At 65.9% G+C, this 13501-nt stretch carries 12 protein-coding genes; all 12 read left to right on the top strand.

The genetic code is table 11. The annotated features are described in order from the left end of the window. Positions 1-36: 36 nt before the first annotated feature. The 12 genes from ABWO90_RS21810 to bioD all read left to right on the top strand — a co-directional run bounded on the left by ABWO90_RS21810 (position 37) and on the right by bioD (position 13497). Complete coding sequence (locus ABWO90_RS21810; protein ID WP_353193315.1) at positions 37-1218, top strand: isovaleryl-CoA dehydrogenase; 1182 nt, start codon at positions 37-39, stop codon at positions 1216-1218. 94 nt (positions 1219-1312) lie between these two features. After that, positions 1313-3118: a bifunctional isocitrate dehydrogenase kinase/phosphatase gene (gene aceK / locus ABWO90_RS21815; protein ID WP_353193316.1), complete on the top strand. Its 1806-nt coding sequence runs from the start codon at positions 1313-1315 to the stop codon at positions 3116-3118. A 48-nt stretch (positions 3119-3166) separates the two neighbouring features. Continuing rightward, complete coding sequence (can, locus tag ABWO90_RS21820; protein WP_353193317.1) at positions 3167-3847, top strand: carbonate dehydratase; 681 nt, start codon at positions 3167-3169, stop codon at positions 3845-3847. Positions 3848-4008: 161 nt separating this feature from the next. Beyond that, positions 4009-5193, top strand: coding sequence for an acetyl-CoA C-acetyltransferase (locus ABWO90_RS21825; protein ID WP_353193318.1), 1185 nt, complete (start codon positions 4009-4011; stop codon positions 5191-5193). 50 nt (positions 5194-5243) lie between these two features. Next, complete coding sequence (locus ABWO90_RS21830; RefSeq protein ID WP_353193319.1) at positions 5244-5921, top strand: SDR family oxidoreductase; 678 nt, start codon at positions 5244-5246, stop codon at positions 5919-5921. A 214-nt stretch (positions 5922-6135) separates the two neighbouring features. Further along, entirely contained in the window at positions 6136-6741 is a 606-nt protein-coding gene (locus ABWO90_RS21835) for a 2-hydroxychromene-2-carboxylate isomerase (protein ID WP_353193320.1), read from the top strand. Positions 6742-6760: 19 nt separating this feature from the next. After that, complete coding sequence (locus ABWO90_RS21840; RefSeq protein ID WP_353193321.1) at positions 6761-7183, top strand: YchJ family protein; 423 nt, start codon at positions 6761-6763, stop codon at positions 7181-7183. 83 nt (positions 7184-7266) lie between these two features. After that, positions 7267-8874: a carboxyl transferase domain-containing protein gene (locus tag ABWO90_RS21845; protein WP_353193322.1), complete on the top strand. Its 1608-nt coding sequence runs from the start codon at positions 7267-7269 to the stop codon at positions 8872-8874. Positions 8875-8967: 93 nt separating this feature from the next. Then, positions 8968-9759, top strand: coding sequence for an enoyl-CoA hydratase/isomerase family protein (locus ABWO90_RS21850; protein WP_353193323.1), 792 nt, complete (start codon positions 8968-8970; stop codon positions 9757-9759). A 333-nt stretch (positions 9760-10092) separates the two neighbouring features. Next, positions 10093-11502 (top strand): adenosylmethionine--8-amino-7-oxononanoate transaminase, encoded by a 1410-nt coding sequence (gene bioA / locus ABWO90_RS21855; RefSeq protein ID WP_353193324.1) that lies wholly within the window; start codon positions 10093-10095, stop codon positions 11500-11502. Then, positions 11499-12716: an 8-amino-7-oxononanoate synthase gene (gene bioF / locus ABWO90_RS21860; protein WP_353193325.1), complete on the top strand. Its 1218-nt coding sequence runs from the start codon at positions 11499-11501 to the stop codon at positions 12714-12716. The genes bioA and bioF overlap by 4 nt, the downstream gene beginning before the upstream one ends. Then, positions 12709-13497, top strand: a complete 789-nt coding sequence (bioD, locus tag ABWO90_RS21865) for a dethiobiotin synthase (protein WP_353193326.1) — start codon at positions 12709-12711, stop codon at positions 13495-13497. The genes bioF and bioD overlap by 8 nt, the downstream gene beginning before the upstream one ends. Positions 13498-13501: the final 4 nt, after the last annotated feature.

The raw sequence follows: 13501 nt of genomic DNA on the forward strand, positions 1-13501 counted from the left end.
GGCGAGCCGCCACGCGCCACCTCTGGAGACTGTGTCATGACCCTGCTGCCCGGCCTCAACTTCATGCTCGGCGAAGACCTCGACATGCTGCGCGAATCGGTGGCGAACTTCGCCGCGAAGGAAATCGCGCCGCGCGCGGCCGAAGTCGATCGCACCGACCAGTTCCCGATGGATCTGTGGCGCAAGATGGGCGACCTCGGCGTGCTCGGCATGACCGTCTCGGAAGAGTACGGTGGCGCGAACATGGGCTATCTGGCGCACATGATCGCGATGGAAGAAATCTCGCGCGCCTCGGCCTCGGTCGGCCTGTCTTACGGCGCGCACTCGAACCTCTGCGTCAACCAGATCCACCGCAACGGCACGGCCGCCCAAAAGGCGAAGTACCTGCCCAAGCTGGTCTCGGGCGAACACGTCGGCGCCCTCGCGATGAGCGAGCCGAACGCCGGCTCGGACGTCGTGAGCATGAAGCTGCGCGCCGAGAAGCGGGGCGACCGTTACGTGCTCAACGGCACGAAGATGTGGATCACGAACGGCCCGGATTGCGACACGCTCGTCGTCTACGGCAAGACGGACCCGGAAGCCGGTGCCCGCGGCATGACCGCCTTCCTCGTCGAAAAGGGCATGAAGGGCTTCTCGGTCGCCCAAAAGCTCGACAAGCTCGGCATGCGCGGCTCGCACACCGGTGAGCTGGTGTTCGAGAACGTGGAAGTGCCGGAAGAGAACGTGCTCGGTCAGGTGGGCGGCGGCGTGAAGGTGCTCATGAGCGGCCTCGATTACGAGCGCGCCGTGCTCGCCGGCGGCCCGCTGGGCATCATGCAGGCGGCCATGGACGTGGTCGTGCCGTACATCCACGACCGCAAGCAGTTCGGCCAGTCCATCGGTGAATTCCAGCTGATTCAGGGCAAGGTCGCCGACATGTACACGATCCTGCAGGCGAGCCGTGCGTATCTGTACGCCGTGGGCCGTCAGCTCGATTCGCTGGGCAGCGATCACGTGCGTCAGGTGCGCAAGGACTGCGCCGGCGTGATCCTCTACACGGCCGAGAAAGCGACCTGGATGGCCGGCGAGGCAGTCCAGATCCTGGGCGGCAACGGCTACATCAACGAGTACCCGGTCGGCCGCCTGTGGCGCGACGCCAAGCTCTATGAGATCGGCGCCGGCACGTCGGAGATTCGCCGCATGCTGATCGGCCGCGAACTGTTCGCGGAAACGATGTAATTCGTCGGAAAAACACGGACATTCAGGCGCAGGCAGCGGCGCTACAATCCACCGAGCCAGCAAGGAAAACGCCCCTGCGCCTGTCCCGACCGGTATGAATCACTTCCCGAAACTCCTGTCGTCGCAGTTTGCTTTCGACGTCGCCCGCACCCTGCTGGACGGCTTCGACAAGCATTACCGCATTTTCCGCGAGGTATGTGTCGCGGCGCAGGCCTGTTTCGAGGCAGGTGACTTCATGGGCATCCAGAAGTTGCAGCGCGACCGGATCGCCTATTACGACGAACGCGTGCGCGAGTGCATCGTCACGCTCGAGGAAGCCTTCGACGCGCAGTCGCTCGACGATGACGTCTGGCAGCAGATCAAGCTGCACTACATCGGCCTGCTCACCGAGCATCGTCAGCCGGAACTCGCCGAGACGTTCTTCAACTCCGTGTGCTGCAAGATCCTGCATCGCTCGTACTTCAACAACCGATTCATCTTCGTGCGCCCGGCAGTGGCCACGGAGTACATCGAGAACGATGCGCCTGCCGCGAAGCCGACGTACCGCGTCTACTATCCGGCGCAGGACGGCATGGCCGCCACGCTCACGCGCATCGTCACGAACTTCCAGCTCACACGCCCGTTCGCGGACCTGCCGCGCGACATCGGTTACGTGATGCGCGCCATCGACGAAGCGCTCGCCGACTTCACGCCCGCGCCGAATTTCCAGATTCACGTGCTCTCGTCGCTGTTCTTTCGCAACAAGGCCGCGTACATCGTCGGGCGCATCGTGAACGGCGACACGACCACGCCGTTCGCCGTCTCGATCATGCACGATGCGAACGGCAGGCTCGCGCTCGATGCTGCCCTGCTACGTCGCGACGCACTGCGCGTCGTGTTCAGCTTCACGCACGCGTACTTCATGGTCGACATGGAAGTGCCGTCGGCCTACGTGCAGTTTCTGCGCACGATCATGCCCGGCAAGCCGAAGGCGGAAATCTACACGTCGGTCGGCCTGCAAAAGCATGGCAAGAACCTGTTCTATCGCGATTTCCTGCATCACCTGAAGCACTCGAGCGACAAGTTCGTGCGCGCGCCCGGCATTCCGGGTCTGGTGATGCTGGTCTTCACGCTGCCCTCGTATCCGTACGTCTTCAAACTCATTCGCGAGCGCTTCGCGCCGCCCAAGGAGACGACCCGCGAGCAGGTGAAGGCGAAATATCTGATGGTCAAACAGCATGACCGCGTGGGCCGCATGGCCGATACGCTGGAATTCTCCAGCGTGGCCTTTCCGCTCTCGCGCTTCGACGACGCCCTGCTCGCCGAGCTTCAGGCCGAAGTGCCGTCGCTGCTCGAATACGACGGCGACGCGCTCGTGATTCGTCACTGTTATATCGAGCGGCGCATGACGCCGCTCAATCTGTGGTTGCGCGAGGCGTCCGATCGCGAGGTCGATCTCGCCATGCGCGAGTACGGCAACGCGGTGAAGGAGCTGATGGCGGCGAACATCTTCCCGGGCGACATGCTGTACAAGAATTTCGGTGTGACACGTCATGGCCGGGTGGTCTTCTACGATTACGACGAACTGGAATACCTCACGGATTGCCACATCCGTCGGGTGCCGGAACCGCGTAACGAAGAGGAGGCGATGTCGGGTGAAGTCTGGTACCGTGTAGGCCCGCACGACGTGTTTCCGCAGACGTTCGAGACGTTTCTGACGGGCGATACACGCGTGCGGCGCTATCTGAGCCAGCATCATCCGGATTTCTTCGACCCCGACCTGTGGCAGGGCTTTCAGGACAGGGTACGAGCCGGACAGATGCACGACTTCTATCCGTACGATGTCTCGCTGCGTTTCGTCAATCGCTACGGCACCGCGAGCGGTGCCACCAGTGCCCCGCCCCGCGCGGCGGCCGCCTGAGCGTGAGGCGAATCCCCGAGCGAGCCACGCCTGCCGGATGACACGATCATGACTGAAGACAAAGACCAACCTCTCATCCATCTGCTCGATAACAACCGCGCCTGGGTTGCCAGCGTGAACGCGGAGGATGACACCTTTTTCGAGCGGCTTTCGAAGCAACAGGCCCCCGAGTATCTCTGGATCGGCTGCTCCGACTCGCGCGTGCCGGCGAACCAGATCACGGGCCTTGCACCGGGCGAAGTGTTCGTCCATCGCAATATCGCGAACGTGGTGGTGCACAGCGATCTGAACTGCCTGTCGGTATTGCAGTTTGCCGTCGAAGTGCTCAAGGTCCGCCACATCATGGTGGTCGGCCACTACGGCTGCGGCGGTGTAGGCGCCGCGCTCGACGGCGCAAAGATGGGTCTCGTCGACAACTGGCTGCGCCATGTGCGCGATGTCTACGAGCGCCACGTCGACCAGATCGACGCGCTGCCCTCACGCGACGCCCGTCACGACCGCCTGTGCGAGCTCAATGCCATTGAACAGGTCGTCAATATTTGTCATACGACGGTACTGCGCGACGCGTGGACCCGCAATCAGCCGGTCACGGTGCACGGCTGGGTGTATGGCCTGCGCGACGGGCTGGTGCGCGATTTGCGCATGTCCGTCAACAGCCTCGACAGCCTGCCGCGGATCTATGACCGCTGCGTGGCGGCGATGGCCGAATTGCGTCAACCGCGCGCCTGACAGGGATCGCGCCGTCCGGCAGTGCCGGACTGGCGCCCTTGCGGCAGCTCCTCGAGAGGGCGCGCGGACGACGGAACGATTGAAGCATTGGATATTCCGGTGCCGATGAACCGTCCGACAGGGCGAATCGCCGGCCCCGCCACCGATTACAGGAGACTGCCATGCAACAAGACCCGATCGTTATCGTTTCCGCCGCCCGCACGCCGATGGGTGGCCTGCAAGGCGTGTTCGGCGACGTCGCCGCCCCGCAACTGGGTGCCGCCGCCATTCGCGCTGCCGTCGAGCGCGCCGGCCTCAAGCCGGAGCAGGTCGACGAAGTCGTGATGGGCTGCGTGCTGCCCGCCGGCCAGGGCCAGGCCCCGGCGCGTCAGGCCACGCTCGGCGCCGGTCTGCCGCTCGCCGCCGGCGCCACCACCGTCAACAAGATGTGCGGCTCGGGCATGCGCGCCGCCATGTTCGCGCACGACATGCTCGCTGCGGGCAGTGCCGACGTGATCGTCGCCGGTGGCATGGAGAGCATGAGCAACGCGCCCTACCTACTGCCCAAGGCCCGTGCCGGCATGCGCATGGGCCACGGCCAGGTCATCGACCACATGTTCTTCGACGGTCTGGAAGACGCCTACGACAAGGGCCGTCTGATGGGCACGTTCGCCGAGGAATGTGCCGACCGTTACCAATTCACGCGCGAGGCGCAGGACGCCTTCGCCATCGCCTCGCTCGAACGCGCCCGGAACGCCACGAAGGACGGCTCGTTCTCGTGGGAAATCGCGGCGGTGACCGTGCCCGGCCGCAAGGGCGACACCGTCGTCGATCAGGACGAGCAACCGTTCAAGGCGAACCCCGAAAAGATTCCGACGCTCAAGGCCGCGTTCCGCAAGGACGGCACCGTCACCGCCGCGAACTCGTCGTCGATTTCCGACGGCGCCGCCGCGCTCGTGCTGATGCGCGAATCGACCGCCAAGCGGCTGGGCGTCACCCCGCTCGCCCGCATTGCCGGACACAGCACGTTCGCGCAGCAGCCGGGACTCTTCACCACCGCACCGGTCGGCGCCATGCGCAAGCTCTTCGAGAAGACCGGCTGGTCGACGAACGACGTCGACCTCTATGAAATCAACGAAGCATTCGCCGTCGTCAGCATGGCCGCGATGCACGAGTTCAACCTGCCGCACGAGAAGGTGAACATTCACGGCGGCGCCTGCGCACTCGGTCACCCGATCGGCGCGTCCGGCGCACGCATTCTCGTCACGCTGATCGGCGCGCTGCGCAAGACCGGCGGCAAGCGCGGCGTTGCCAGCCTGTGTATCGGCGGCGGCGAAGCCACGGCGATGGCCATCGAACTCGTCTGACACGGATACCGGCTGCCCCGGTGCAACGCAAGACTCCGGACAACCCAGACATGAAAACAGCGCTCATCATCGGTGCCTCGCGCGGCATCGGCATGGAATTCGTAAAGCAATATCGTGCGGACGGCTGGCGCGTGATCGCCACCGCGCGCAACGACGATGGTCTGTCGGCGCTGCGTGAAGTCGGCGCCGAGGCGCTCAAGCTCGACGTCACGCGCGTGGAATCGGTCTCCGGCCTGTCGTGGCAACTCGACGGCGTGGAACTCGACGTGGCCGTCTACAACGCGGGCGTGAATTCGGAGCGCACGACCGGCCTCGCGCCGGTCACGCCGGCCGAATTCGACCGCGTGTTCCACACGAACGTGCTCGGCGCCATGCACGCCGCACCGCTGGTGTTGCCGTTCGTCGAAGCCGCCGGCGGCGCATTCGGTTTCCTGTCGAGCCGCATGGGCAGCATGTCGCTGATGGACTCGAACGGCAGCTGGCTGTATCGCGCGAGCAAGGCGGCCGTGAATTCGGTCGTCAAGGCGGCGTCGCTCGAAGCACAGCGCGCCACGTGCGTGGCGATGCATCCGGGTTGGGTGCGCACGGACATGGGTGGCGAGCACGCCGACATCGACGTGCAGACGAGCGTCGCCGGCATGCGCCGCGTGCTGGCCCGCGCTCCGGGCGAACGCGCAGCGCACAACGGCGGCTTCTTCAACTACGACGGCAGCGCGCTCACCTGGTAATTGCAGGGTCATGGCAACACGTCTGTGGAGGAGATCACCGGCAGACATCGATCGGTAACGATGGAAAGCGATAGACAACGATAGGTAGCGATAGGTAGCGCCCGGGCAAGTCCCGCCCGGCGCAGGACGGAATAACAAGCTGTACCAAGTTGTTGCCACACCGCCGTATCTTTTGATTCGCGGGCCAGAAACGTCACTCGGAAACGGAGCCAACATGACGTCCGCCATCGACTTTTATTTCGACTTCGCATCCCCGTATGGGTATTTTGCGAGCACCTGCATCGACGACATCGCTTCGAAAAGCGGGCGTGGTGTCGCGTGGCATCCGATTCTGCTCGACATCGTCTACAAGGTGAACGGCTCGGGCGCCCCGGTGCAGCATCCGATCAAAACCGAGTACTTGCGGCATGACGTGGAACGCACCGCGCGCTTTCACAAGATTCCGTACAAGCGCCCGACGCACTTTCCGATCCCCACGCAGGCAGCCGAGCGCGCCGTGCTGTGGGTGCAGGACCATCGCGGCGGCGACCTGTCGGCGGAATTTGCGAAAGCGATCTTCACCGCGCTTTACGTCGACGACGTGAATATCGGCGACCCGAAGGAACTGGTGCGTCTCGGCGAGGCGCTCGGTATCGACGGCGCGGCACTCGACGCCGGCATGCACTCCCCGGCGGCGAAGGACCATCTCAAGGCGGAAATCGATCTGGCGATGGCGCGCGGCGTATTCGGTTCGCCGTTCGTCATCGTGGACGGCGAACCCTTCTGGGGCTTCGACCGTTTCGCCCAGGTCGAAGCCTGCCTGAAGCACGGCAAGTTCTGACAAGAAGGCAAGACACATCATGGCAAGACCCCCATCGTCGCGCAGCCATACCGCGCAGGACACCGAACGCGAAGCCTGCCCCTGCGGCGGCCTCGCGTTCGAGGACTGCTGCGGGCGCTATCTGGATCACGGCGAGATACCGCCCACGGCCGAGGCGCTGATGCGCTCGCGCTACACGGCATTCGTGCGGCACAACGCGCCGTATCTGCTCGACACATGGGCGGCGCGCACGCGTCCGGCCACGCTCGAGTTCGACGACGCGCCGCAGTGGCTCGGCCTTCAGATCAAGGCGCACCTGCAACGCGACGAGACCCACGCCGAAGTCGAATTCATCGCCCGCTACAAGGTTGGCGGGCGGGCGCACCGGTTGCACGAGCGCAGCCGCTTCGAGCGCACCGACGACGGTCGCTGGCGTTACATCGACGGCGACCTCTTCGACTGACGACCATCGCACGCGCCCCTCGCGATGCGCGGCGCGCAAGACAAGACTTCAACGACAACTCACTCTCCACCGGATTTCGTCACATGCCGATTCTCGACAGCAAACTCAACCCGCGCGGCGAAGACTTTGCGCGCAACGCGGCCACGATGCAGACCCTGGTCGACGACCTGCGCGCGCGCATCGCGCAACTGGCCGGTGGCGGCGGTGAGGCCGCTCGCAAGAAGCACATCGCCCGCGGCAAGCTGCTGCCGCGCGAACGCGTGCAGCAACTGCTCGATCCGGGCTCGCCGTTTCTCGAACTCTCGCAACTCGCCGCCATCGGCATGTATCACGACGACGCCCCCGGTGCCGGCGTGATCACCGGTATCGGGCGCGTGTCGGGCCAGGAATGCGTGATCGTGTGCAACGACGCCACGGTCAAGGGCGGCACCTATTACCCGATGACGGTCAAGAAGCACCTGCGCGCACAGGAAATCGCCGAGCAGAACCATCTGCCGTGCATCTATCTGGTCGACTCGGGCGGCGCGAACCTGCCGAATCAGGACGACGTGTTTCCCGACCGCGACCACTTCGGCCGCATCTTCTACAACCAGGCGCAGATGTCGGCGCAGGGTATTCCGCAAATCGCTGTCGTGATGGGCTCATGTACGGCCGGTGGCGCCTACGTGCCCGCGATGAGCGACGAGTCGATCATCGTCAAGGAACAGGGCACGATTTTCCTCGGCGGCCCGCCGCTGGTGAAAGCGGCCACGGGCGAGGAAGTGAGCGCCGAAGATCTCGGCGGCGCCGACGTGCACACGCGCCTCTCGGGCGTGGCCGATCACTTCGCACAGAACGACGCGCATGCGCTGTCGATCGCGCGCAGCATCGCGGCGAACCTCAACCGTCGCAAGCCCGCCACGGTGGCGGTCAAGCCGCCGGTCGAGCCGAAGTACGACGCACGCGAACTGTATGGCGTGATTCCGGCCGATACGAAGAAACCGTTCGATGTGCGCGAAGTGATCGCGCGCCTGGTCGACGGCTCCGAATTCGACGAGTTCAAGGCACGCTACGGCACCACGCTCGTATGCGGCTTCGCGCACCTGTGGGGCTACCCGGTCGGCATCGTGGCGAACAACGGCATTCTGTTCTCCGAGTCGGCGCAAAAGGGCGCGCACTTCATCGAGCTGTGCTGCCAGCGCAAGATTCCGCTGATCTTCCTGCAGAACATCACCGGCTTCATGGTCGGGCGCAAGTACGAGAACGAAGGCATCGCCAAACATGGCGCGAAGATGGTGACGGCCGTGGCCACGGCCAACGTGCCGAAGTTCACCGTGATCATCGGTGGCTCGTTCGGCGCCGGTAACTACGGTATGTGCGGACGCGCCTACTCGCCCCGCTTCCTGTGGATGTGGCCGAACGCCCGCATCTCGGTGATGGGCGGCGAACAGGCTGCGTCGGTGCTCGCCACCGTCAAGCGCGACGGTATCGAGGGCAAGGGCGGCCAATGGACCGCCGAGGAAGAAGACGCCTTCAAGCAACCGATCCGCGACCAGTACGAGCGCCAGGGGCATCCGTACTACGCCAGCGCGCGCCTGTGGGACGACGGCGTGATCGATCCGGCGGACACGCGCACCGTGCTCGGTCTCGGGCTGTCGGCCGCGCTCAACGCGCCGATCCCGGAAACGCGCTTCGGTCTGTTCCGCATGTAATCGAGGCGATCGCGCCCCCCGTACGGCTGCCGCGCCGATATCGCCCGGCAGCCAAACGGATCGATCCACTGGCCATTCAAGGAATTCCACGTCATGAATCTCGCCACGCTCAAACTCAGCGTCGACGCCCACGTTGCCACGGTCACACTCAACCGTCCCGACGTGCGCAATGCCTTCAACGAAACCGTCATCGAAGAGCTGACCGGCGCGTTTCGCGCGCTCGCCACGAATGACGACGTGCGCGCGATCGTGCTGGCCGCCGAAGGCGTGGCGTTCTGCGCCGGCGCCGACTTGAACTGGATGAAGAAGATGGCCGGCTACTCGGACGCCGAGAACCGCGCCGACGCCATGACGCTCGCCGTCATGCTCAACACGATCTATCGCTGCCCGAAGCCGGTGATCGCCCGCGTGCAGGGCGACACCTACGCGGGTGGCGTGGGACTTGCGGCGGTTGCCGACATCGTCGTGGCCGTCGACACGGCGCACTTCTGCCTGTCGGAAGCGAAGCTCGGCCTGATTCCGGCCACCATCGGGCCGTATGTCATTCGTGCGCTGGGCGAGCAGGCGTCGCGCCGGTACTTCCTCACCGCCGAGCGCTTCACGGCGGCGACTGCGCAGCGCCACGGGCTGGTGCACGAAGTCGTCGGCGCCGACGCGCTCGACACCACCGTGCAGGCGCTCGCCAAGGCGCTGGCGGACAACAGTCCCAACGCCGTGAAGGAATGCAAACGCCTCGTGCAGGACTTCGCGAGCCGTACGATCGACGAGAGCGCCATTGCCGATACGGCCGAGCGCATTGCGAAGATTCGCGCCTCGGACGAAGGCCGTGAAGGCGTGCGCTCGTTCCTCGAGAAGCGTTCACCGTCGTGGCGCGAGGCGGGTTGAGGCGTGTGACGCCCGCCGCTTTGCCAGGTCAGGAAACATCCCGCTTCATCGGTTACAAAATTTTTTTGGGAGGACGCACGACGGAGATGCCGCAACGTTATCGACGGTTTTTGAGAATTTATCGATAACGTCTGGCTACGGATCGCAAAACCGCGAGTTTTCGCACCATTTCCGCCTATTGCCCTGCCAAATCGCTTTGCCTACCATGCGCCCATCCCCCACCTCCGGCCCCACGCAGCAACGCCTTGTGCGATGCCCGCTGCAGGCCAGCCGAACAGACGACCGCCGCCGACACGCGAGCGTCGTCCGTCACGGCCAACCAAGGAGTCAATGATGGACGCCTTCACGCGCCCCCCCGCCGGCCCCGGCGATCTCGCCGCGCGAAGTCTGCGACAGGTCTGGCACCCCTGCACGCAGATGAAGCAACAGGCAAAGCTGCCACTCGTCGCGCTGTCGCACGGCGAAGGCCCCTGGCTCGTCGACACCGACGGCGAGCGTTACCTCGACGCCATCAGTTCCTGGTGGGTCAACCTTTTCGGTCACGCGAACCCGCGCATCAACGCGGCGCTCGTGGACCAGCTCGGCCGTCTCGAGCACGCCATGCTGGCCGGCTTCACGCACGAGCCTGTCGTGGCGCTGGCCGAGCGTCTGTCGGCGCTGACCGGCGGCGTGCTCGGTCATGCTTTCTTCGCCTCCGATGGCGCGTCCGCCGTCGAGATCGCCCTCAAGATGAGCTTTCACGCGTGGCGCAATCAGGGCCACAGCGACAAGCGCGAATTCGTCTGCGTGCGCCACGGCTATCACGGGGAAACGCTCGGCGCGCTCGCCGTGACCGACGTCGCACTGTTTCGCGACGCCTACGATCCGCTGCTGCGCCATGCGCACGTGGTGGCGTCGCCCGACGCACGCGAAGCCCGCGACGGCGAATCGCCCGCAGACGTCGCCTGCCGCGCCGCGGCCGAGCTCGAGACGTTGCTCGCGCAGCGCGAGGGACGCATCGCCGCCGTGATCGTCGAGCCGCTCGTGCAATGTGCGGCCGGTATGGCGATGCACGACCCCGAATATCTGCGACGCGTGCGCGCGCTGTGCGACCAGTACGGCGCGCATCTGATTGCCGACGAAATCGCCGTGGGTTGCGGACGTACAGGCACGTTCTTCGCCTGCGAGCAGGCCGGCATCTGGCCCGATCTGCTCACGCTGTCCAAGGGCATCAGCGGCGGCTACCTGCCGCTCTCGCTGGTGCTCTCGCGCGACGCCATCTTCGATGCGTTCTACGACGACGACACCGCGCGCGGCTTCCTGCATTCGCACTCGTACACGGGCAATCCGCTCGCGTGCCGCGCGGCGCTGGCCACGCTCGACATCTTTGCCGACGACGATGTGCTCACGCGCAACGCCGGGCGCGCGCAGCGTCTGACGCAAGCCCTCGCACCGCTCGCCGACGATGCGCGCGTGAAGCACTTCCGCCATCGCGGCATGATCTGGGCATTCGACGCCGCCCTGCCCGACGCGCCGGGCGCCGCCCGTGAATTCTCGAAGCGCTTCTATACTGAAGCGCGCGCACGCGGCGTGCTGCTGCGCCCGATCGGCAATACGGTCTATCTGATGCCACCCTACGTGCTCGACGACGGCACCATCGACTGGCTCGCCACGCGCACGCTCGCGGCGTTCGACGCCACGATGCGCGACTTCGGACACGGTGGCACTGGCTCCAACGCAAACGCCGGGGAGGTGATCGCATGACGCCCGCCCGGCTTCCGCCGCTCTTCGACCGACTCGATGCGGGTCTCGCGGAGATCGACCGCGCGCACCTGCGTCGCCGTCATCGCGTGGTGTCCACACCCTGCCAGCCGCACGTGCGAGCCGACGGCCGCGACGTGCTCGCGTTCACCAGCAACGACTATCTCGGGCTGGCCGCACACCCGAAAGTGGTCGCCGCGCTCATCGAGGGCGCGCAGCGCTACGGTGCGGGCAGCGGCGCATCGCATCTGATCAGCGGCCACTTTCAGGCACACGCCGAGCTTGAAGACGCGCTCGCGCAGTTCATGTCGCCGCACCTGATCGACGCCCGTGCGCTGTACTTCTGTACCGGCTACATGGCCAACCTGGCGACGATTTCCGCGCTGGCAGGCAAGGACGCCGAGATCTTCTCCGAAGCGCTCAACCACGCGTCGCTGATCGACGGGGCACGCCTGTCGCGCGCCCGCACGCAGGTCTATGCGCACGGCGACGTCGACGCGCTCGCCGCCATGCTCGCGGCCAGCACCGCCGAGACGAAGCTGATCGTGACCGACGGCGTGTTCTCGATGGACGGCGACATCGCCCCGCTGCCGCAACTGCTCGCGCTGGCCGAACGCCACAACGCCTGGCTCATCGTCGATGACGCGCATGGCTTCGGCGTCGTGGGCGAGAACGGACGTGGCGTGTTCGAGCACTTCGACATGTGCTCGCCGAATCTCGTGATCATCGGCACGCTCGGCAAGGCCGCAGGCGTGGGCGGTGCCTACGTGGCCGCCAACCGGCGCGTGATCGAGTGGCTCACCAACCGCGCGCGTCCGTACATCTTCACGACGGCAGCCGCGCCCTCGCAGGCGCATGCGTTGCTCACGAGCCTCGCCATCATCGCCGGCGACGAGGGACGCGAGCGCCGCGCCGCATTGCAGGCGCGTATTGCGCAACTGCGCGACTCGCTCACGTTGCGCCATTGGCAGCACATGGCCTCGCCCACAGGCGTGCAGCCGATCATCCTCGGCGAGAACGCTGCCGCGCTGCACGCGCAGGCGGGGCTGGCCGAAGCGGGGCTGTGGGTGCCCGCGATTCGTCCGCCGACCGTGGCGCCGGGCACCGCGCGCCTGCGCGTCACGCTGAGCGCCGCGCACACGCACGACGACATCGCCCGCCTGTCGGCGGCCATCAACCAACTCGACCACGACTGGACGGCACACGCACATGGCTGATCAACCCCTTGTCGCCCCTGCGCGTGCGACCCCCGCACGCCACGCCTTCTTCGTCACCGGCACCGACACCGAGATCGGCAAGACACTCGTGTCGTCGGCGCTGCTGCAAGCCGCCGGTCGTCGCGGGCTGGTATGTGCCGGACTCAAGTCGGTGGCCGCCGGTGCGTCCGAGCAGAACGGCCGTTTCGTCAACGAAGACGTCGAGCAACTGCATCAGGCGAGCAACCTGAAGCTGCCCGACGACTGGTACTGCCCGTATGTGCTCAAGGACGCCACCGCGCCGCACATCGCGGCGGCGGCCGAAGGCATCGCCCTCGATTGCGGCGTGATCCGCGACGGCTACGCGCGCGTTGCGGCGCGTGCCGATCTGGTGATCGTCGAAGGCGTGGGCGGCTTCCGTGTGCCGCTTGGCCCCGACGCGAGCGCCCCGGATACTGCGGACCTCGCGCGTCAGCTCGGCCTGCCGGTCGTGCTTGTGGTCGGACTGCGCCTAGGCTGCATCAGCCATGCGTTGCTCACCGCCGAAGCGATCGCCTCGCGCGGCCTGACGCTCGCGGGCTGGGTCGCCAACCATGTCGACCCCGACATGCGCCATGTCGACGCCAACATCGACGCCATCGCCGCGCGCATCGGCGCCCCGCTGCTCGGGCGTGTGCCGCACCTGCCGCACCCCGATGCCGCCACGGCCTCCGGCTATCTCGACATCGCACCGCTCGTGGACACGGCGCTGCATCGCACCGCGCAAGCCTCGCTTGCGGCGCGACCGCACACCGCGCCCTGATACG

Source organism: Pandoraea pnomenusa (genome assembly GCF_040391475.1).
GTDB lineage: Bacteria > Pseudomonadota > Gammaproteobacteria > Burkholderiales > Burkholderiaceae > Pandoraea > Pandoraea pnomenusa_C.